This is a genomic window from Streptomyces pactum, from assembly GCF_002005225.1.
Classification (GTDB): domain Bacteria; phylum Actinomycetota; class Actinomycetes; order Streptomycetales; family Streptomycetaceae; genus Streptomyces; species Streptomyces pactum_A.
The window spans coordinates 382301-402431 of record NZ_CP019724.1 but is presented as its reverse complement, the minus strand read 5'-3'; the positions used below and the strand labels follow the sequence as shown (position 1 = coordinate 402431).

The following is a 20131-nucleotide window of genomic DNA, read 5'->3' as shown; positions in this document are numbered from 1 at the left end:
AACGGTATCGCGTGGGACGGGCTGGTACCGTAGCAGGGGACGAGGGCGCGCAACCGACGGGACGTCACGGAGTGGTCATGGCATCGGCCGGCAGAAGACCGGGCAGGGTGGCGAAGCTGCCGCCACGTGAGCGCATCCTCGACGCGGCGGAAGAGCTCTTCCAGAGCGAGGGGATCCGACGGGTGGGGGTCCAGGCGATCGCCGAGAGGGCCGAAACCACCAAAATGGCGATCTACCGGCACTTCGAAACCAAGGACGCGCTGGTCGCGGAGTGGCTGCGGATCGTCGCCGCCGACTACCAGGCGGCCTTCGACCGGGCCGAGGACGAGCATCCCGGCCGGCCCGGGGAGCAGATCCTGGCCCTGGCCCGCTTCATCGCCGAAGGACTGCCGGCGATCTCGCACCGGGGCTGTCCGTTCATCAACTCCATCGCCGAACTGCCCGACCGTTCGCATCCCGCACGGCAGGTGATCGAGGAGCACAAGGCCCGCCAGACCCGCAGGCTGGTCGGGATGTGTGCCGAGGCCGGTCTGCCCGACCCCGAGCAGACCGCGGCCGAGATCACTTTCGTACTCGAAGGCGCTCAGGTCAGCACACAGAACGGAAGCATCGATCAGGCGGGGGACCGGCTGATGAGAGTCGTCGAGGGAATCCTGGACCGGCACGACCCCGCCTCCGGCTCATCCCGGACGACGGCACACAGCCCGGGAGCGGCTGCCACGAGGAGGCGCTGAGCGGCGGTTCGGCCGGACGGAGTTCACCAGGAGCCGGGCGGTCACGGGTGCTCGGCGGCAGGCCGGGGCGACGGCATCGTCCTCGACCGCAACTCGGCGTGGACGTCGTCGGTTTCCCCACTTGGGACGAGCGTCGCGCCAATGCCGCGCAGCGCCGCGAGTGCCGCCGCGTTGTGCGTTTTGGTGTCCGCGACCACGGTCCGGGCACCGGCTTCGGCGGCTTCGCCGAGCAGTACGCGCAGTGCGGCGCCGCCTATCCCGCGGCCGCGTCGGGAACGGGCGAGCCACATGCCCGTCTCGAGGACCTCGAGGCTGCCACGGACGGCCAGCCGGGCCGACCCCACTATTCTTCCCTCGTGGTGGATCACGAAGGTGGATTCCCTGAGCGGGCCGGCCAGCCCCGGGCGCCGAGCGCGGTGCCACGCCCGGAAGGCTTCCCGCCGTAACGGCGTCCACCCCGGTGGACCGGCCACCGGAGGCATGACCTCCTCGGGTTCCGCATCCTCGACGGCCACGGTGAGGAGTCCTTCGAGGCTCACCTCGTCCACCTGCCGCAGCACCACTTCGCCGACCACGTTGGTCCCCTCCAGCGCGCGTTGGACACCGGTTGTCGATTCTCCCGTTCTGCGGGGCGTTCACGCGAGTGGTTTCCAGCGGGGCCGGCATGCGTTCAGGGAACGGGAGGGCCGATGGACCCGCAGGACCAAGAGAGATTCCGGGACTACGTCGACGCCCGGTGGAGCGCCCTGCTGCGCCTGGCGAACCTGCTGACGGGCGGCGACCGGCACGAGGCCGAGGACCTGGTAGAGATCGCTCTGATGAAGGCGCTTGGCCGCCGGCGGCACGTCGAGGACCCGGACGGTTACGTACGCAAGGTGATGTACCGCCAGCAGATCAGCCGCTGACGGCTGCGTCGTCCGCACCGAGAGGTGACCTTCGCGGCGCCGCCGGAGGATGCCTACTCGGCCGACGACGGGAAGCGGCTTTGGTCGCGCGACCTCGGGCTGAAGCTGCGCGAGGAGTCGGGCGACCCCACGATGCGGGAACTGCTCTTCGACGCCGCGGCGGAGTACGGGTGCCGAAGAACCCGGTGGAGGGCGGGATCGCCCCCGAGCTGATGCTCTACGAGCACGGACTCATCGGGCAGATCGGCGGCGAACTGTTCCGGCCGGAGAGGTGTGACCGCGGTGCGTGGACCGGGTCTGGCCGGCCCAGGAGGGTCAGTCGTCCTCCCCGGGCTCCGCGGGCTCCCCGGGCTCCGCGGGCTCGTCGGGCCGACTGGTCCGCCGGAGAGGCGGAAGGCCCCGGTCCGGGCCACACTGCTGGATGTCTCCCAACCGAGTGGGGCAGGCGGCTGGGTAGCTGTCGATTCCGTCCAGCGTGGTTGGCGGGTGTACCGCTTCCGGCTACCAGGAGGAGCGAACGATGACTGCGCGTCTGGGCAGGGTGACCTGCGACATCACGATCTCGGCCGACGGGTTCTCGGCCGGTCTCAACCAGACCGAGGAACGTCCGTTCGGCGACGACGCCGGCGACGGCTGGGGAGCCAAGCTGCACGCCTGGCTCGTCGAGACTCCCGAGGAGAACCGGACCGAGGTCGATCAGTTGGCCGCCGCCAGGGCCTTCGTCATGGGGCGCAACATGTTCGGCCCGGTCCGCGGCGAGTGGGATCGGCCGTGGAACGGCTGGTGGGGCGAGGATCCACCGTTCCACGCCCCGGTCTTCGTACTCACCCACCACGCGCGTGCGCCGCAGCCGATGGACGGCGGCACCACTTACCACTTCGTCACCGACGGAATCGAGTCCGCACTGGCACAGGCGCGCGCGGCGGCCGGCGACGGCGACGTGGCGGTCCAGGGCGGCGCGACCACCATCAACCAGTACCTGGCCGCCGGCCTGATCGACGAGTTGCGGCTGCACATCGCGCCGCTCACGCTCGGCGCCGGCACGCGGCTCTTCGAGGGCGTCCCGCCGCTCGAACTCGAGCAGGTGAAATCGCGAGCGGCGAAACTGGTCACGCACGTGACCTACCGCGTGCTGTCCTGAAGCGCGGGCCGATGCGAACGAACCGAACGCGGCCGACGGCGTCTCGGCGCCGACTGGTGCATGGGCGCACCGAGCCGCGGTCGGGGAGCGCGGTCACCGCGGTCGGTGAGCCGCCGAGGGGATGGCGAGGGCAGCGGCGGCCGCACCGGCGAACAGGCGTAGGGACACCAACGGCCGACCTCGGACTGGCCGGCCACCACGATCGGCCTTGTGACGGCCCCCGCGGGAGCACACCCGCGTGCGCGTCGGCTCACGGGAGTATTATGATCGGCCGAAGTTGGCTGGGCAAAGGGCCCGGCGGTGTGGGGGTTGTGTCAGTGGCTGTTGGCCGGGTGATTCGTTTCGACAGTGCGCGGGGCTATGGGTTCATCGCCCCCGCAAAGGGCGGGGAGGACATCTTCCTGCATGTGAACGACCTGCTGATCCCAGAGTCGTATCTACGCCCCGGGCTCGAGGTCGAGTTCGAGATCGAGGACGGCGGCCGGGGCCTGAAGGCCTCGAACGTGCGGCTCACGCAGGAGGCACAGGCCTCCCCGACGCCGGCCCCCGATGCCCAGGCGCCCCGGTTCCAGACCCCGCACTCGGTCGCCTCGGCCGTCGTGTCCGCACCCGCCGCCCCGGCGCCCGTACGCGCCGCCGGCGGGGAGGAGCCGATGTGCGACGTCCTCAGCAAGGCGGAGTTCACCAGGGAGGTGACCGAGGTGCTGCTGAAGTCCGGCCCCGGGATCACCGCGGCGCAGCTCCTGGAGATCCGCGACGAGCTGGTCAAGTTCGCCGAGAGCCACGGCTGGGTCGAGGACTGAGGCAGCCGGCCCCGGCGCCGCGGCCGACGGCGTACGCCCGCGAAGCTTCTTCCGCCGCGTGACGGCAGACCGCGGTGCTCCAGGAGAAGTAGCACTGTGCGCGGACGGCGCGGAGGCGATCGACGCGGTCCGCGCACGCGCTGCGCCGTCTTCGTCGTACCCGTGGACACCGGCTGCGACGAACCCGCCGACGGACGCAGGAACAGCCCGCGGGCAGGCCGGGCGGACCGTCGCGGCCTCCCCGGGAAGCCGGGGAACTACGCGGGCCGGGAGCCGTCGGGCAGCTTCGGCGCCGAGTCCGAGTGGAGCATGCCGACCGACGGTCCACCGAGGGCCTGGTACGTCGGCACCGTGTTCCCCGACGGAGCGCCGCAGGTCAGCCCGATGTGGGTGGCCCTGGAGGGCGAGGGGGAGCTGACGTTCAACACCTCGGTGGGCCGGGTGAAGGAGGAGAACCCGCGCCACGACCCCCGCGTCTACCTCTCGCACGCGGACGCCGCCGATCCCTTCGACCGAGTGCAGATCAGCGGCGTGGTGGACCCCGCTCCCTGACGGCACGCCGGGCAGGCGCCGGCCATGGCACGACGGGCGCGCTGCGGCACGCAGCGGAGCAACCGCCGTGTGGGCACCGGGTGCTGGGTGGAGCCGCGGGCCCGGTGAGAGGTGAGAAGCTGAGTCGAGGGTGATCCGGTCCCATACCCTTGTGTGCGAAGACGCCAGATGCCGTGGGTATCCACATCGAGGAGGCGATGGTGCTGGGAAGGGGCACGTGGTTGCTGGCGGGCGCCATGGTGGTGGTCTGCGTGGTGCTCGTCGGCCCCAGTGCACCGAGCGGTGCCCTTTTCGCCAGGTCACTGCCCGTCGACGCGGTCGAGGACGTCGTATCGAACCGGGTCATGACGTGGAACATCTGCAACCCCTGCAAGGAGAGCAACGTCGACCGGGCGGCGGAGATCGCCACGTACGCGCCCCAGGTCGTAGGCCTCCAGGAGGCGTGCGTGCGCGACGTCGAGAGCATCCGGGATTATCTGGAGCGCGTCTACGGACTGGTGTACCACGTCGAGTACGGGACGGTTCTCGGGCACCGGGGCCGGTGCGGGGGACTGCCGTGGAGCCCGGGGGCCTTCGGTCAGGCGGTCCTCTCGGCAGCGCCGATGACGGACCACGTCAACGTCGAGTATCCCGACGGCGGATCCGAAGACCGCGGGTACATGGCAGTCACCACCCTGGTGGGCGGTGAGCCCGTCCGGGTCTTCAACACACACCTCGCCCAACGACGCCAGGAGTCGTTCCGGGCAGACCAGCTCCGGGTACTCGCCGCGGACGTCGCCCGGCACGACCGCGCGATCGTTCTCGGCGACTTCAACGCCGTACCGGACGCTCCGGAACTCGCCCGGATGTGGGCTCTGGCCACCGATGCGGATCCCCAGTGCCGCCCCGCACCCGCCGGCTCCTGCGAGCCGACCACCGACTGGTACAGCAAGTTCGACTACGTCTTCCTGCGAGGCATCGCCCCACTCGAGCACCGGGTGCGACCCACCCGGTACTCGGATCACCACATGCTGCACACCGACGTGGACCCGACTTGAGAGCTCGGCCGGCTCGTAGCTCCTAGCTCGCGATCCGTCAGCCGGAGACATCCGTTCCAGGGTGTTCCGCCTGGGCCTTGATCCGCAGCAGTCGGGTCTCCCAGGAGTGGCCGATCCGGTCGAGTTCGCGGGCCAGCGCGCCGAGCCGGGCGCCGACGGCGATGTGGACGACCTCGCGCCCGCGCTGCTCGGCTCGACCAGTCCGACCTGTCGCAGCGGCTCGAACAGGGCTGCGCCAGGCCGTTCCCGTTCAGTGGCTGTTGTTGTTCCGATCTTGAGAGATGCGCGTCGAACGGGAGTCTCGATTGAGTGGTCGCGGAGGGCTGGACGCATATGGACAGGGCCTCCTGAACAGCTCGTTGGTGTCGAATCACCGAGCAGCAGGAGGCCCTGGTGCAGCAGTCTTCCGTGCCGATGGCCGGGCAGTCCAGCTCGGTCACCTGGGAGTGTGACTGCCTGGCTCACCGGTTCGGAAACGCCGCCGACAATGGGACGCGGCGGCCGCGTTACCCGACGGACATGACGGACGCGGAGTGGGCGGCTGTCCGGCCGCTGCTGCCGGTGCCGGGCTGGCTGCGCGGCCGGGGCGGGCAGCCCGAGGCGTACTGCCACCGGGCGATACTCGATGCGATCCGCTACCTGGTCGACAACGGCATCAAGTGGCGGGCGATGCCGGCCGACTTCCCGCCGTGGGACCGCGTTTACGCCTTCTTCCGCCGGTGGCGCGACCACGGCCTGATCAAGGAGTTCCACGACCGGCTACGCGGTCAGGTCCGCGAAAGGCTGGGGCGGGACACGGAGCCGACGGCTGGGGTGATCGACTCGCAGTCGGTCAAGGCGGACGCCGTCGTCGGCTCCGACAGCCGCGGCTTTGACGGCGGCAAGCTGATCAACGGGCGCAAGCGGCACGTCGTGGTCGACACCCTCGGCCTGTTGCTCGCGGTGATGGTCACCGCCGCGGACACCGGCGACCGCGCAGCCGCCCAGGTCTTGCTGCGACAAGTCGCTGACGCGCACCACCTGCTGGCCCTGGTCTGGGCTGACGGCGGCTACACCGGCAGCCTCGTCGAGTACTGCCTGGCCACGTTCGCCCTGGTCCTGGCGATCGTCAAACGCAGCGACGACCAGAAGGGGTTCGTGGTGCTGCCCAAGCGGTGGATCGCCGAGCGGTTCTTCGCCCACCTGATGCGCACCCGCCGCCTGGCACGCGACTACGAGCGCCGCACTACCAGCGCCGAAGCGATGACCTACTGGTCGATGATCCTGCTCATGACTCGCCGCCTGGCTCGGCCACGCCCGCCGCAAGCGTGAAGCGGCCCGGCTGCTGCTCGGCCAGCCAGCCGCGAGCCACCAGTCGTTTCGCCTTCGACCGCAGCGTCTCCACCCGCGCCGGCACCACCTCCATACCGAACGCGGCGGCCATCTCCTGGCAGGTCAGTGGCCCTTGACCGAGCCGGGACCGGTCCGCGAGCACTGTGAGGAGGCGCTGGTAGTCCACCGACAGCACCGACCAGGCCAGCCCCTCACGCCACACGGGCACCTGCGACTTCGGCTTCGCCGCATCCCGGGGCGCCGACTGCGCGTCCGTATCCCGCAGGTCCGGGGTGGTCGTGTCGGCGGTGTTTCCGCCGTCCGGAGCCAGCACCACATCGACCCGCCTGCGGGCGATAGCCCACTCCTGCCATTCCTGCTCGGCCGCGGCCAGCTCGGCCTGAATACGGTCGGCCTCCTCCCGCAGCCCGTCAACTCGACGGCGAGCGGCGAGCTCGTGCTGTTCCAGCAGTCCGACAACCGACGGCATCCATAACCTCCCAGGGAGCAACGACACGACAGGCCACAACTCCCAAGAAGTCACCGATCCTATGCCTGGCCTGCGAAAACACCGCCCTCAGGTTCGGTACGACAACAGCTACTCACCGTTACGGGCAGGCCGCAGCAACTGGACTCGATGCTCGGACAGTTCGCGTCCCGGAGATCTTGGGCACCCTCGTTCTCGTCTCCGCAGGCACCCCTTGGACCACACCGCTCAGGAGGAACCAGTGTCATACCCGCAACTGCTCACCCCCGAGGAGAAGCTCGCCGACGCGAAGAAACTGTTGAGCCTCCCGCGTATCGTCGCGATCTGCGGCTCCACCCGCTTCATGACCGAGATGAACGAGGCCGATCTGCGGGAGACCAAAGCCGGAAAGATCGTCGTCAAACCGGGCTGTGACATGAAGTCGCCGCACGAACTCTGGTCCGATCCTGTCGAGGCCGAGGCGCTGAAGGCTCGACTCGACGATCTGCACCGGGCGAAGATCCGGCTCGCTGATGAGGTGCTCGTAGTCGGCGACTACATCGGAGACAGCACCCGAGCCGAAATCGCCTACGCCCGGTCGCTGGGCAAGCCCGTGCGGTGCACGCACCCCGAAGTCGACCCTGACGCCTGACCGCCCGCTGCCACCGCGGCAACCAGGGCCGGCAGCCCGCCGCCCGACCGTCTCGCGGTGGCTTCGGCCGCCGCCCACCCCACACCCTCCGCAGGCATCCCTTGGAATTGATCACCTAGGGGCACCCGCCCCCGTCCGTATGCGGCCCCGGCCCCGGTTCCCCGGGCCGGAGATGCCTCAGTGGCGCGCTTCGATGCCCCAGGCGGCGGCCCGGGCGGCGGCGGCCGCGCGGTTGGGGAGGTCGAGCTTGGCGAGGATGTGCTCGATGTGGGTCCCCACGGTGCGGGGCGTGACGTGGAGCCGCTCGGCGATCTCACGGTTGGTACGGCCAGTGGTCAGTTCGGCCAGCACCTGGAGCTCCCGTGGCGAGAGGCCGCCGGGTCGCCGCGGGTGGGGGGCGTCCCGCCCGGACGGTGCACCTGCGGGGGAGTCGAGGGCCGCGGCGAGGGCCTCCGTGAGCAGGGTGACCACGGCGCGCGCCGGATCGGGCGTGCGCCGTGGCCGGCGGGTGCTGACGTTCAGCATGCCGACATACCGGCCGTCGACGGCGAACAGGCACTGCGCCACACCGTCCTCGACGCCGAGGGGGCGCAGCACCTCCTGGAAGCCGGGGGACGCTGCCAGGAGCTGCCCGGGGACGTCCCTGAGCCAGAGGCCGTCCCGGGCCGGGCCGCGGAGCACGGCGAACACCGGGTCACGGTGGAGGCGGTTCTCTATGTAGGCCGTGGCGTCGTCCGGGTAGCTCCCCGCCAGTGTGGTGTGGCGCCGGCGCAGCGGATCCCACCGGGCCAGGGAGGCGTGGTCGTACGCCATGACCTCCGACAGCGCCGCGAGGACCGTGCCGACGCCGGCCGCGCCGCTCGTGGCGTTCCTGGCGGCCTCACGCACGTGGACGGCCGCGTCCAGGATGTCCGCCGTGTTCCGTCCCGCTGCCATCCCCCAAGGATGATCATGCGCCCGGAATACGTCAATCGCGAAGGGCGTCGTGCACGATTCTCCCGTCCACGACGGTGAGCACGACGGGCATGTCCGGGATGTCGTGGGGGTCGGCAGCGAGCAGATCCCCGTCGAGTACGCAGAGGTCGGCGACCTTTCCCGGCTCCAGTGAGCCCTTCCAGTCGTCGGCGAAGTCCTGCCAGGCCGCGTCGATCGTGTAGGTACGGATCGCCTCCGCCAGGCCGATGCGCTGCTCGGGGCCGCTGACCCGGCCGGTGGCCTTGGACTCGCGCAGCACCATGGTGGCGACGCCCTGGCGCCAGTCCGGGTGGGTGACGGGGGCGTCGGACCCGCTGACGACCCGTACGCCGGCGTCGATGGCGTCGCGGTACGGCCACGCGTACGCGGCCCGTTCGGCGCCGACGAACTCCTCTTCCATGTCGGCGACGGTCCACTTGATGGTCGGGTTCATGTTGACGCCGAAGCCGTGCGCGGCCAGCACCTTCATGCTGCGGGCGGTGAGGAAGTCGCCGTGGATGACGTAGTGACGGGCGTCGGGTCGCGGGTGCTCCGACACGGCCGCGGCGAAGGCGTCCGTGACGGTGTCGATGGCCCGGTCGCCGGTGACGTGGACGCCCACTTGGTACCCGGCGGTGTGGGCATGCCGGATCATGGCCCCGATCTCCGCGGTCCGCTCGGTGTCGGTCTCGCCGCCGACGCACAGGGAACCGCAACCCCCGCCGACGTACGGCTCGTTCATCCAGGCGGTCCTGTTGGGGACGATGCCGTCGGCGAAGACCTTGACCCCGTGGATGGCGAGGCGGCGCGGGTCGGAGCCGCCGGACTCTCCGGACCGTCCAGACCGTCCGGAGCCTGCGGACCCTCCGGATTCGCCGAGGGAGGTGAGGACGCGGGCGAACTCCTCGGCGGTGCCGGCCATGCCGGTGGGCACGAGCAGGACGCCTACGCGGGCCGTCAGTTCGCCGTCGGCCAGTAGCCGGCGGTAGGCGTCGAGGGTCTGCGAGCCGAGTGCGCCGCGCATGATGCCGTCGCCACCGGGGCCGAGCCCGGGCTCGGTGTAGCTGGTCACGCCGAGCCGGGCGAGCGTGGCGAGGGCCGCCCTGATCGCGTCGGTCCGCTCCTGCCGGCTGAGCGGCGGCAGCGCGTTCTGGACGAGGTCCTGGGCCCCCTCGTGGAGCAGCCCGGTCGGTTCGCCGGCCGTGTCCACGACGATGGCCCCGCCGGGCGGCGCCGCGGTGTGCCGGTCGATCCCGATGAGCTCCAGCGCCTGGGAGTTGACCCAGGTGGCGTGCCCGGAGAAGGAGTACAGGACGACGGGGTGGTCCGGGCTCACGGCGTCCAGGTCGCGCCGCGAGGGCAGCCGCGACGGAGCGGACACGCACTCTGCGAGATAACCGGTGTCCCAGCCGTGCCCCGTGATCCACTGCCCGGCCGGAGCTCGCCCGACGGCCACCCGTACCGCTTCGGCCACGTCCGCGAGGGAGGACACGGCGGGATGGCCGAGGTCCAGGGAGAGCGGCGGCGTGGCCATGCCGAACGCACAGCCGTGCAGATGGGAATCGTTGATACCAGGGAGCAGCGTCGCCCCCCGAAGGTCGATCACCCGGGTGCCCGGCCCGACGAGCGGCGCGACGTCGTCCCGGCCACCGACGGCGCTGATGGTCCCACCGGTCACCGCCAGGGCCGAGGCGACGGAGAACCCCGCGTCGACCGTGACCACCTGCCCGCCGAGAAACACCAGGTCCGCGTACATGTCCATGGAGGGTCCCTTTCGAAAACCGGGCGCACAGCGGGCACCCGCGAACGATCTCCCGAGGACTATGACGGCACCCACGCCTCCCGCACATCGGTCATTCCACCGATGCGCATCGCCCCTCCTCAGTCGTCGATGAGGGCGTCCGCAACGGCTCTGGCCACCCGGCCGGCCCGCTCCGGTGTCCGGACGTTCTGGACCACCCCTTTTGAGCTGGGTCGGTTGCGGGCCACGGGGCCGTCCTCGCGGGCGCGGGGAGTAGGCGAACCCCACAGGCGAGGCCGGCCGGCGGATGGCGGTGCCCGGCTTCGTGGTCAGGGGACGGGGCCGTGGGTCCATCGCCCGGCCAGCGCCCGTTCGACGAGGTGGGTCAGCTCGGTCAGCCGGAGACGTTCGGTGGGGTGGAAGTCCTGGGCGTCGATGGTGGCGCGCAGCCGGGTGAGGGCGGACTGGACCGGAGGCTGGTGGGCGGGCGTGCCGTTCCAGGCCAGTTCGCGCAGCAGCATGGCGATGCGGGCGAGGACTGCGGGTTCGGTGGCGCCGTAGCGCATCGGCTGGGCTACTGCCAGGTCGAGCAGGTCTTCCAGGTCCGGGCGTCGTAGGACGACTCTGACCTGCTGGTCGTCGTCGAGCAGGAGATGGGGGTCGAGGTGGCGTTGGGCCAGCTCGCACAGCAGTGCGGAGGAGTGAGACAGGGCGTGGACAGCGGTTGTGGGGTCGTTGACTGCTGGGGAGAGTGCTTTGGCGGCGATGTCGGTGAGCTGCCGCAGTCCGAAGGCGATGTCCTGGTGGTCGGTGCGTTCGGCGCCGGTGGTCACGGCCTCGGCGACTGCTCCGGCCAGACGCGCCCGCGTCTCGGAGGTGAATGGCTCGCTGGTGTGTGGCCAGGCGGCGCCCATGGGCGTGCCGGTGACCAGGGAACTACCGGGGTGGCGGTCGATAAGCAGGATGGCGTCCGCTTCCACGGCTGCGTTGAGCAGGGCTTCCTCGTCCACGGAGGTCAGGAAGCCGGAGGTGCGGGTGGTCAAGGTCAGGGCGTTCGGGGGCGGTTCCGGGGACGCACCACGGTGGTTCCCTGCGGCGGAGCCCCCGGGTGGCGTGTCCTCCTGTCGGGGCAGGAGTCGCTGGATGGTCCGGTCAGCGGCCCAGTGGACTCTGCTCATCATCGTCTCGACGCGGATCTCGCGGGCCAGGTGGGACAGGAAGAGCACGAGGCCGAGCACGCTGGCCAGCGTGAGCAGGAAGGCCACCGTGACCGACACCTGGGGGACGAAGCCGGTCCGCTCGTCCTCGCCAGTGCGTACGGTGCGCAGTACGGTCAGGGCGTAGGTGAACGTGGCGAGGAACAGTGCCAGCGTCGTCTGGACATACCGGTCGGCGGTGAAGGTACGCAACAGGCGCGGGGAGAACTGACTGCTGGCCAGTTGCAGCGTCAGCACCGTGAGCGAGAAAGTCAGCGCCGTGACTGTGACCAGGGAGCCGGCGATCGCCTCCAGCACGGAACGCGCGGCGTCCGCGTTGCCACCGAACAGGTAGTCCCTCAGCCATGCCGGGACGTCGTGCTGGATCCGTTTGTCCATCCGCGGCAGGCCCACGCCCGCGACGACGGCGAGCACGATGCCCAGCGTCGGCAGGGGCCAAAGCTGTGCCCGGAGCGTGTCACGCATCAGCGCGGAGGGGGCGTGGCGGCAGACCGGCAGGGAGGGCCGTTGATGCGGGAAGGGCGAGCGAGTACGTGGGTGTCAGCACGGTCTCACGGTACATATCGTGCCAAGTGGTGCAACGCTGAAGCCGCTGCCGAGTGCCGTGTACCCGGGCGTCGTGGAGTTTCCGTGCTGGTGATGGCCACGCGTTTCCCGGTCTCCGCACAGTGTGGACGTTTCGCACGTAAGTCTGCTTGTTTATCGGTTGGGTGTTTTGTTCCCTTCCGTCGGGTCAGTCGGCCTGCATGAGAATGACGGGTGAGATCCGGAACGAGGACGGATGGGTGTGGCGACGGATCGCCGTGGTCCTGAGCGTGCCAGTCTTGGCGTTGTCGCTGCTCGCGGGCTGCGGCCGGGACGATCCACTGAACGAATCCGCCGAGCGGTTCGAGATGGTGGAGGTCGATCATGAGCGCGCCGTTCGCCTGGCGACGGCCGAGGTGACCGGGGGAGAGCTGGTGGCTCTGGAACTCAAGAAGCCCGAGTCGGTGTCGCCAGTATGGGAAAGCCGGGTCGCGGATCAGGACGGACATGTGCAGACGGTCCGGCTGGACGCCACCCGGGGCGAGTCACTGGGTGCCGGTGCCGGTCCCGACCTCACGGATTCCGAGCGGCAGGACCTCGTGCGGCTGCTGGATCAGGCTCAGGTCCTGCCGGACACGGCAGCCCGTGAAGCGGCCGATACGCCGAACAGCGAGGTCGTCACCGCCATCGAGCTGGAACGGCAGGACGGCGGCCCGGTCTGGTTGGTCAGCGTCCTCGGAGTAGGCGATGATCTCGCGATGGTCCACGTGGTGGACGCGAAAACCGGCGAGATCCTCGACCGCCACCCGGCCTGACGCGAGCGCGGGGCGCATGTGGCCGACAGCACGCTCACCGATGTCCCGCCGTCGCCTCTCATGCATCGTCTCTCCGGCACAGCAGCCGGGGTTACGACGTCGGCAGCACACCGCGAGTGCCGACGGACTACCTCTGCGAGGTGGTGGCCCGCTGCCGTGACCTGCGCTTGTGCCGGACGAACGCCTCACCGATGGTGCCCGTGAGCATGCCGAGCGAGCCGATGACGAACAGCCACAGGGCGATCCGTTCCAGGCTGGGAAAGAGAAAGAACACGCTGCCGACCAGGAACGTTGCGTTGCCGAAGCCGCCAATCACCAAGTGGATGAACGGGAAGTCCTGGAGCAGATACCGCTCGAGTCGGGCCAGCAAGACGTCACCCTTTCCAATGCCGGGTCGTCCAGCAACTGCGTGAGGGTGCCGGGGTACCGCTCGAAGCGACGGCGAAACATCCGGCTGTCGTCCCGTCCCCGCCACCGGCCCATCCGCAGGACATGCAGCCCGCCCCGCGGCTAAGTGCGGTCGCGCCATCGCCGCCCGCACCGTACACAGGTCCTATGAGCCAGGAAACGGGACGGGGTGCTTCGCTCCGGCGAACCGATCCGGGACGCGTCGCGCACCCACCGCCGTACGCCGCCGGGCCGGCCGCACGCCGCTGAACGCCTTCCTTGGCCTGCACAGAATGAGGGAGCACGGTGACTCGGAACGTGACATGGCTGGCTGTCATGGTTCTGGCCTGCAGCGCCGTCGTGGTGGGAGCACTGGGCGAGGGGTTCGCCGCCCTCCGCTTCCTTTCAGGTGTCGTCCTCCTCGTCGTCGTGACGAGGCTCCGCGTGCCGCCACCCTTTGAGGCGGTCTTCTCGGTCGTCGTTACGGTCGCCTTCTGGTGCGATGTCGGTAGCTGGTACCGCCGGGCCCCGGAATTGGACACGGTCGTGCATTTCCTGCTCACCGGAACCGGCTCCGTAGTCGTCTTCCTCGCCCTGCTCAGGGGTGCGGGACCGGCGCTGGGCCAGGCCGCTGCGAACATTCCGCGCTGGACACTGACCGTTCTGGTCGGCATGGCCGGGACCAGTGCTGCCACTCTGTGGGAGCTTTACGAATGGGTTGCGGAGCAGGCCACGCCGGGAACCATGCGGGTCGGCTACGGCGACACCGTCGCCGACCTGGCCGTGGGCGTCGCGGGCTCCCTTCTGGCCGGTGCGCTGTTCGCCGGGACTTCCCGCGCCGCCCTGACGCCCACCTCGTCAGCGACGCGAAGGAAACCCTGAAGGCGCTGCTTGCCGTCGTGGCGGAACGAAGAGGGCCCAGGGCGGGGAAGGATGTACGACGACCGGGCGTGGCAGACGATTGCGAGAAGCGGGCCGACCAAGTCACCCGGTCGGAGATGGGCTTTCGTCGTACACGGGAACCTGTGACTGGATGTTGAAGTTGGCTGTTCCGGCGTCCTCGAAGCGCAGGGTGAACTTCATGAAGTCGCCGCCCCTGATCTCCTCGCGCACGTCGCGCAGCACCAGATGAGCCCTGCCCGACTCCAGCTCCACGAGCTTGTTCGCCGGCAGATCCACCCCGGCTGACAGCCGCTTGCCGTCCGAGCCGACGATGTCCACCGAGGCCGCGTTCGGCGTGCTGGCACCCACGAGCCTGTCGTCCTCGCCGCCCTTGTTGTAGAGCCATGCATACGCGGGAACGTCGTCTCCCGGCTGCCACGGCTCGCCCCGCGGCTCCGCCACGTGCGCGTAACGGATCATGATGTCGCCGACACGGCCGTTCTGGCCCGGTGCCTCCCAGTCCGGGAGAGAGAAGTCCTCGTCTCCGCCGCATCCACTCACGGTCAGCGTGACGGTAAGCGCGGTCGCCGCGAGGACACACCGGCCACGTGCCGCGAAGAGGCCTGCCATGATCGCTCCTTCTCACCAGCCCAGCGGTTCCAGCTTGAGGACTCCCGGCCTTCCGGGCAATCGGTGCAGGGCTGTTCGGGGACGGAAGACGGTCCCGCAAGGGAGGTGGGGCGCCGGGCCGCTCGCATCGCCAGGCGGTCGGGCGGCGGCGGGTGCCGTAGGCTCTCGGGGGCGGGGTGCCGTCCAGGGCGAGGAAGCCGTGCACGGCCTTCGCGGGCGCGTTGCGCGGGGAGCCGCTGTCGATCACGAGCACGGGCCGGTGGGAGCGGGCGAGGATCAGTGCACCGTTCAGCCCCGCGGCGCCTCCACCGATCGCCACCGCATCGACGGCGTGCTCGGGCAGTGCGTCGCCCGTGGACGGAGAAGTCGCCACGGCCATGTCCTCCCGCCTTTCTTGTGCGCGGCCCACTGGTCGCGGGCCATCCGCACACGACGCTGTTCCAGACATGCACTCTGGGCATACGATGTTGCTCATGACGCAAGAAGATGGAGATCTGGACAGCCTCGTACGCAAACGCCTCCGTGCGCTGCGGGTGGCGCAAGGCTGCTCCCTGGAAGAGCTGGCGAAGCGGGCCAACCTCAGCCAGTCCTCACTGAGCCGCATCGAGAACGGCCAGCGCCGCCTCGCCCTGGACCAGCTCGTCACCCTCGCGCGCGCGCTCGACACCACACTCGACCAGCTCGTGGAGACCGCCACCGACGACGTCATCACCAGCCCGACGATCGATGCTGCCCGCGGCCGGATGCGCTGGACCGTAAAGGCCGACCCCGGGATGAGTGTGGTGCGCCAGCGACTGACCGAACCGCCCCCCGAGAACCAGGCGCGCATGCGCGCTCATCCGGGGCGCGAATGGCTCGTCGTCCTGTCCGGCACTGCCATCCTCATGCTCGGCCACCGACGCTTCCGCCTGGAGACCAACCAGGCGGCCGAGTTCCCCACGATGATGCCGCACGCGATCGGCACCGAAGGCGGACCCTGCGAGATCCTGGGCATGTTCGACCGCGACGCCCGCCGCGGCCACCAGCGCGACGACATCGACGGCGAGAGCCCTGCCGGGTGACGGTCAGGTCCGCGGCCGCGCAGCGGCGGGCATTGCGTGTCGGGCAGCACACCCGACTATCGTCTTGCGTAGACCGGGAGATGCAGTGTCACAGGCGCATAGCCGCCCTAGGGTGAAAAGCATGAGCCACGCACACACCCACACCCCCCACCACGGCACCTCCCACGGCCACCACCACGCTCACGGCACCGAGAGCGACGGCCAGGCGGAGATCCTCGATCTTGACGCCGAGGTCCTGGCCGAGCACACCGCCTCCATCACCGCATGGCTGCCACTGACGACCGGCCCACACCACATCGTGGACCTGGGGTGCGGCACCGGGGCGGGCACCTTCGCCCTCCTCGAGCGCTTCCCCGACGCGCACGTCGTCGCCGTCGACGCCTCCGCCGAACACCTTCAGCGCCTGCGCACCAAGGCATGCGCCCGCGGCGTCGAGGACCGCGTGCGCACGGTGCAGGCCGACCTCGACGAAGCCGCCTGGCCGGACCTCGGCTCACCCGACCTGGTGTGGGCGTCGGCCTCGATGCACCACATGGCCCACCCCGACAGGGCGCTGCGCAACGTCCACGACGCCCTCGCGCCCGGCGGCCTGTTCGCCGTCGTGGAACTGGCCGGCCATCCCCGTTTTCTGCCCGAGCACGCCCCCGAGGGCCGCCCGGGCCTGGAAGAGCGCGTTCACGCCGCGGCCGACCGTCGCCAAGCCGAACACATGCCGCACCGCGGCGCCGACTGGGGCCCGATGCTGACCGCCGCCGGCTTCACCACAGAGGGCGAGCGGACCATCGTCGTCAACATCGGAGGGGACCGCAGGGAAGCAGTCGGCCGCTACGCCGTCGGCGTCCTGCAACGCGTTCGCGGCGCCATCGCCGACCGGCTCACCCCCGATGACCTCGCCGCACTCGACCAGCTCCTCGACACCAGCGGCCCGCGCAGCATCCTGCGCCGTGACGACCTGACCGTACGCACCGAGCGAACCGTCTGGGCCGCCCGCCGCACCTGACCCCGGACGCCCTGACCGGCCTCGTATTGCATTCCGCGAGCGAGACACTCCCCGCCGCCGCGATCGCCTGGCCGCCCTCACGACCGACCACACTGTCCGCGAGGCTCAGGAGGATCTCGCGGTACGGCACTGACCAAGGGCTGTCCCGCGAAAGGCCGGCCGGCGCCCGCGCCGGGTCGCTGAGCGGGATGCTCGGGGAGCGAGCCTGTCCAGCATCCCCTCGCCCACGAGTCCCGCGGCAGACCGGTCCGATCGTCGGCCGGCGGTGAGCCCGCTGTACGGTCCGTGCCCCGCAGTGCCCGATCACCATCCTCAACGGGACGCCCGACCTCTCCCTCCCTGACCGGCGGGCCCTCGCCGGAGCGGCGATCGGGCGCGGACTGGACATCGTGGCCTACGAGTTCCCGAAGTGTTCCTCGTCTTCATCGCCGGCACCTTCCTGCCGGAGTCGAGGATCGCGCGTCGCTTCCTCGCCCAGCGGGGCGCCGCGGAGAACTCGTCCGTCTGACCGATCGCGCAGGCTGCACACGGCGGGACCCGGTGACGGACCCGCCGCCCGGACAAGGGCGCTGCGCCGGTCGGCCGGACGACGCGCTGTGGCCGCCCGCCGCGCACCCGAACTTGCTCCATCGCCGCAGGTGAAGGCGGTGGTGGCCGCACAAAGTATTGACGCCCCTTCGTCGCGCGGAGACTATGCGAGAGCGCTCTCTGACGCGAGCATGACCAGGAGGTATGGAATGTCCCCCTCTCGCCGACGGCTTGTCGGCCTCGTACCGCTCGGACTCGCCGGAGCACTCGTGGTCGGCCAGGTCGCGACGCCCGCCGGAACCGCGCACGCGGCCGGGGACGGCCTGTCCTCCGCCAGCGGCCGCACCAGTCTCGGAGGGGCCGACCCGAGCGTCATCAAGGTCGGTGACCTGTACGTGTCCGCCAAGTCCGTGGACGGGGGCATCGCCGTCAGGTCGGCGACGACCCTGGAGGGCGTCGCCGAAGCTCCCAAGCGGCAGGTGTGGCGCGACACCGGCGGACTCGGCGAGGTCTGGGCTCCGGAGATCGTGCACCACGACGGCCAGTACCGCATCTACTTCGCCGCCGGCCGCGGCGCCACTCACCGGATGTACCACATCAGTTCGCCCTTCGCGGACACCGGCTACTCCGCCGCCACCAAGGTAGCTCTGCCCGACGACAAGTGGGCGATCGACGGAGTGCCGTTCACCTTCGACGGTCAGCGCTGGTTCGTGTGGTCCGGCTGGTCCGGGGACACGAACGTCGAACAGAACCTGTACATAGCGCGGATGAGCAGTCCGACCTCGGCCACGGGCGGCCGCTACGTCATCTCGCAGCCCCGCGAGCCGTGGGAGCGTGTGGTCGGGAACCCCTACATCAACGAGGCGCCGCAGCCGATCGTGGACCCGAGTGGGCGCCTGCACATCACCTACTCCGCGAACGGGAGCTGGAGCAGCAAGTACTGCGTCGCCGACCTGAGACTGCGTGCCGGCGGTGACCCCACCTACGTCTGGGACTGGTACAAGAGCAACGGGTGCCTGTTCGGCTCGCACGTGCCGTCGATGATGGCGGGGTGGCACACCACGGTGAACGTCGACGGCCCGGGGCACCACACCTTCGTCCTGCCCCGGGGCGATGCCGGTGCCGCCCCTGTCCCGGGCAACCGGTTCCCGACCATGTTCCACGCGGTCGAGAAGGGGACACCGTACTCGTGGTCCAACCGCTACTGGTACACGGGCACGGCCGTCTGGTGGGGCAGCTCCACCTACCGCCGGGCCAACGTGCCCGGAGCCCCCACCGACGTGGGCTTCAGCCTGAAGTTCTTCGAGTGACCGCGGCGCGCCGACCCGGTGGGCGCTGCCGCGCGCGACGAGCACACCGGCGGAACGCAGCGGTGTACGTCTCATTCGGGAGGGGACCGCGCGTCCGCGATGCGAATCACCAGACGGTGGTACGTGTCGTGCCGTGCGCGGGGTACACGGGTCGGCATGGCATCGAGCACCGACCACCACACGCCCGTCGCGGTCGCGCCGCGGCTACGTCAACTGCTCCGGATCCGGGCCTTCTATGCAGGAGGTAGCTTCCTGTGGGCCGTGACGGCGGCCTGGACCTGGTGGGAGTCTCCCGGAAGCAGGCAGATGTGGGCGTCCGTCCTTCTGCTGAGTGTCTTCAGCGGCCTGCTGCTCACGACCTCCCTGTGGGTGCGCCGCCTGGAACACGCCGGTACGAAGCGACCCGTCCACCACGCCGCGCCCCGCACGGTGGGCAGGGCGCAGCACGCTCGTCCCTGAGCGTGTACCGGTGCCGGCTGTCCACTTCGCCGAGAGGACACGCATGACACCCCGTGGTGGCCCTCGAAAACCGCCGCCCTGGGCCGGACCCGGAAACCGGTGGGGCCCAGGGGCCTACGGGACGATGCGCTGCCTCAGCGTCGACATGCTGGTGTGGCGGCTGGTCGAGGGTCCGGACCATCGCGACGACGGCGAGGGAGTAGAGGAAGCCCGCTCCATCGCACGGGACTTGTCGGCCTGACCCGGCTCGTCGCCGTGAGTCCGAGTCCCGGGCTCCGGCGGCAGAGGTGAGGCGTGCGACCAGAGCGTGCGGGTCGCGGCGCGGGGCGGCACGACCTCGGCGCACCGCCGGCTGCCGGCGTCGGTGGTCGGTGGTCGGACGAGTCAGGCGCGTGCGCCGTCTCTCCGGGGGCACGAGGAAGTGCACGGACAGGATCCGAGGCCCGGAGTGAGGAGACACGACATGGTCATCGCAGGCATCATCGTCCTCTGCGTCGTACTGGCGGTACTCGCCTTTCTGCTGCCCCGTCTGTCACGACGTCCCCAGAGCGGTGCGCAGCGCACCATGGGTGTCGGTTCCCGGGCCGGGTCCAAGGCCCCAGGCCCGTTGGGACGGCTGTTCAGCAAGCCTTTCCGGTCCAGTTCGCGTGCTCTGGGACGCAGTGGTTCCGCAGGACGCCGGGCCAGGGGCCGCTTGCCGTTCTGACCCCGGGGCACGAGCGGGCCGGCGAGGCGCCTCGACTTCGGTTCCGTCCCGAGCGCAGATGGTGCTGGAGTTCATCGACGACGTGTGGTCGCAGCGGCGCCCGAACAAGGCGCACGACTACATGGCGCGCGACCTGCTCGGCACCGACCGGGGCACGCCCGCGTTCGGCGCGCTGACCGGGCAGCCGGTGACCGCGCTCGGCGTCTCCGAGTTCCTGATCCGGAAACGGACGCGAACCGCGCCGTATGCCGGCCCGCCCTGGGCGCGGACGTCACCGGCCCGCGCTCCGTGCCGCGCCCGGGCCCGCGGTGACCG

General features: G+C 70.4%; 21 protein-coding genes and 2 pseudogenes. 15 read left to right on the top strand and 8 right to left on the bottom strand.

From position 1 onward, the window contains the following. The first annotated feature begins 77 nt into the window (after positions 1 to 77). On the top strand, positions 78 to 734 hold the full coding sequence (locus B1H29_RS01685) for a TetR/AcrR family transcriptional regulator (RefSeq protein WP_055421470.1): 657 nt from the start codon (positions 78 to 80) through the stop codon (positions 732 to 734). A 41-nt stretch (positions 735 to 775) separates the two neighbouring features. On the opposite strand, the gene B1H29_RS01680 is transcribed toward B1H29_RS01685, so the two are convergent. After that, positions 776 to 1309 carry a GNAT family N-acetyltransferase gene (locus B1H29_RS01680; RefSeq protein ID WP_055421471.1) on the bottom strand — a complete coding sequence of 178 codons (534 nt, stop codon included), beginning with the start codon at positions 1307 to 1309 and terminating at the stop codon, positions 776 to 778. Positions 1310 to 1423: 114 nt separating this feature from the next. Here B1H29_RS01680 and B1H29_RS01675 point away from each other — a divergent pair, with 114 nt between their 5' ends. The 6 genes and pseudogenes from B1H29_RS01675 to B1H29_RS01640 all read left to right on the top strand — a co-directional run bounded on the left by B1H29_RS01675 (position 1424) and on the right by B1H29_RS01640 (position 6483). Further along, entirely contained in the window at positions 1424 to 1639 is a 216-nt protein-coding gene (locus B1H29_RS01675) for a hypothetical protein (RefSeq protein WP_199832441.1), read from the top strand. Positions 1640 to 2159: 520 nt separating this feature from the next. Then, a complete protein-coding gene (locus tag B1H29_RS01665) occupies positions 2160 to 2780 on the top strand; it encodes a dihydrofolate reductase family protein (protein WP_055421473.1) in 621 nt (206 codons plus the stop codon). Positions 2781 to 3097: 317 nt separating this feature from the next. After that, a complete protein-coding gene (locus B1H29_RS01660; protein ID WP_055421474.1) occupies positions 3098 to 3583 on the top strand; it encodes a cold-shock protein in 486 nt (161 codons plus the stop codon). 309 nt (positions 3584 to 3892) lie between these two features. Further along, positions 3893 to 4120 (top strand): annotated as a pseudogene (locus B1H29_RS01655) (pyridoxamine 5'-phosphate oxidase family protein); the annotation flags it as partial. Between the two features lie 212 nt (positions 4121 to 4332). Then, the gene (locus B1H29_RS01650) at positions 4333 to 5172 is read left to right on the top strand and encodes an endonuclease/exonuclease/phosphatase family protein (protein ID WP_055421641.1); all 840 of its coding nucleotides are present in this window, start codon (positions 4333 to 4335) and stop codon (positions 5170 to 5172) included. 519 nt (positions 5173 to 5691) lie between these two features. Further along, complete coding sequence (locus B1H29_RS01640; protein WP_055421592.1) at positions 5692 to 6483, top strand: IS5 family transposase; 792 nt, start codon at positions 5692 to 5694, stop codon at positions 6481 to 6483. Here B1H29_RS01640 and B1H29_RS01635 read toward each other — a convergent pair. Continuing rightward, on the bottom strand, positions 6440 to 6973 hold the full coding sequence (locus tag B1H29_RS01635; RefSeq protein WP_055421032.1) for a hypothetical protein: 534 nt from the start codon (positions 6971 to 6973) through the stop codon (positions 6440 to 6442). The genes B1H29_RS01640 and B1H29_RS01635 overlap by 44 nt on opposite strands. A gap of 238 nt (positions 6974 to 7211) precedes the next feature. Between B1H29_RS01635 and B1H29_RS01630 the strand changes: the two genes are divergently transcribed. Next, positions 7212 to 7601, top strand: coding sequence for a hypothetical protein (locus B1H29_RS01630; protein WP_055421475.1), 390 nt, complete (start codon positions 7212 to 7214; stop codon positions 7599 to 7601). 177 nt (positions 7602 to 7778) lie between these two features. On the opposite strand, the gene B1H29_RS01625 is transcribed toward B1H29_RS01630, so the two are convergent. The 3 genes from B1H29_RS01625 to B1H29_RS01615 all read right to left on the bottom strand — a co-directional run bounded on the left by B1H29_RS01625 (position 7779) and on the right by B1H29_RS01615 (position 11978). Continuing rightward, the gene (locus tag B1H29_RS01625) at positions 7779 to 8537 is read right to left on the bottom strand and encodes a helix-turn-helix transcriptional regulator (RefSeq protein WP_055421476.1); all 759 of its coding nucleotides are present in this window, start codon (positions 8535 to 8537) and stop codon (positions 7779 to 7781) included. A gap of 31 nt (positions 8538 to 8568) precedes the next feature. Then, positions 8569 to 10317, bottom strand: coding sequence for an amidohydrolase (locus tag B1H29_RS01620; RefSeq protein ID WP_055421477.1), 1749 nt, complete (start codon positions 10315 to 10317; stop codon positions 8569 to 8571). A gap of 308 nt (positions 10318 to 10625) precedes the next feature. Next, a complete protein-coding gene (locus tag B1H29_RS01615; RefSeq protein WP_055421478.1) occupies positions 10626 to 11978 on the bottom strand; it encodes a DUF2254 domain-containing protein in 1353 nt (450 codons plus the stop codon). Between the two features lie 359 nt (positions 11979 to 12337). On the opposite strand from B1H29_RS01615, the gene B1H29_RS01610 reads away from it, so the two are divergent. Further along, a complete protein-coding gene (locus B1H29_RS01610) occupies positions 12338 to 12853 on the top strand; it encodes a PepSY domain-containing protein (RefSeq protein ID WP_159027758.1) in 516 nt (171 codons plus the stop codon). Between the two features lie 127 nt (positions 12854 to 12980). On the opposite strand, the gene B1H29_RS01605 is transcribed toward B1H29_RS01610, so the two are convergent. Continuing rightward, positions 12981 to 13223 carry a YrhK family protein gene (locus tag B1H29_RS01605; RefSeq protein WP_055421480.1) on the bottom strand — a complete coding sequence of 81 codons (243 nt, stop codon included), beginning with the start codon at positions 13221 to 13223 and terminating at the stop codon, positions 12981 to 12983. A gap of 323 nt (positions 13224 to 13546) precedes the next feature. Between B1H29_RS01605 and B1H29_RS01600 the strand changes: the two genes are divergently transcribed. Beyond that, positions 13547 to 14122 carry a hypothetical protein gene (locus B1H29_RS01600; RefSeq protein WP_159027757.1) on the top strand — a complete coding sequence of 192 codons (576 nt, stop codon included), beginning with the start codon at positions 13547 to 13549 and terminating at the stop codon, positions 14120 to 14122. Positions 14123 to 14224: 102 nt separating this feature from the next. Here the strand turns inward: B1H29_RS01600 and B1H29_RS01595 are convergent, their stop codons facing one another. Together B1H29_RS01595 and B1H29_RS39030 are read right to left on the bottom strand one after the other, a co-directional pair. Continuing rightward, positions 14225 to 14752: a copper chaperone PCu(A)C gene (locus B1H29_RS01595; RefSeq protein ID WP_055421482.1), complete on the bottom strand. Its 528-nt coding sequence runs from the start codon at positions 14750 to 14752 to the stop codon at positions 14225 to 14227. A gap of 169 nt (positions 14753 to 14921) precedes the next feature. Beyond that, positions 14922 to 15131 (bottom strand): annotated as a pseudogene (locus B1H29_RS39030) (FAD-binding protein); the annotation flags it as partial. 94 nt (positions 15132 to 15225) lie between these two features. Between B1H29_RS39030 and B1H29_RS01585 the strand changes: the two are divergent. The 5 genes from B1H29_RS01585 to B1H29_RS39025 all read left to right on the top strand — a co-directional run bounded on the left by B1H29_RS01585 (position 15226) and on the right by B1H29_RS39025 (position 19816). After that, positions 15226 to 15813 carry an XRE family transcriptional regulator gene (locus B1H29_RS01585; protein WP_055421483.1) on the top strand — a complete coding sequence of 196 codons (588 nt, stop codon included), beginning with the start codon at positions 15226 to 15228 and terminating at the stop codon, positions 15811 to 15813. A gap of 121 nt (positions 15814 to 15934) precedes the next feature. Continuing rightward, the gene (locus B1H29_RS01580; protein WP_055421484.1) at positions 15935 to 16813 is read left to right on the top strand and encodes a class I SAM-dependent methyltransferase; all 879 of its coding nucleotides are present in this window, start codon (positions 15935 to 15937) and stop codon (positions 16811 to 16813) included. Positions 16814 to 17550: 737 nt separating this feature from the next. Then, positions 17551 to 18651 carry a glycoside hydrolase family 43 protein gene (locus B1H29_RS01575; protein ID WP_079159949.1) on the top strand — a complete coding sequence of 367 codons (1101 nt, stop codon included), beginning with the start codon at positions 17551 to 17553 and terminating at the stop codon, positions 18649 to 18651. Positions 18652 to 18807: 156 nt separating this feature from the next. Then, positions 18808 to 19110: a hypothetical protein gene (locus B1H29_RS01570; RefSeq protein WP_055421485.1), complete on the top strand. Its 303-nt coding sequence runs from the start codon at positions 18808 to 18810 to the stop codon at positions 19108 to 19110. A gap of 463 nt (positions 19111 to 19573) precedes the next feature. Continuing rightward, a complete protein-coding gene (locus tag B1H29_RS39025; RefSeq protein ID WP_079159948.1) occupies positions 19574 to 19816 on the top strand; it encodes a DUF6411 family protein in 243 nt (80 codons plus the stop codon). Positions 19817 to 20131: the final 315 nt, after the last annotated feature.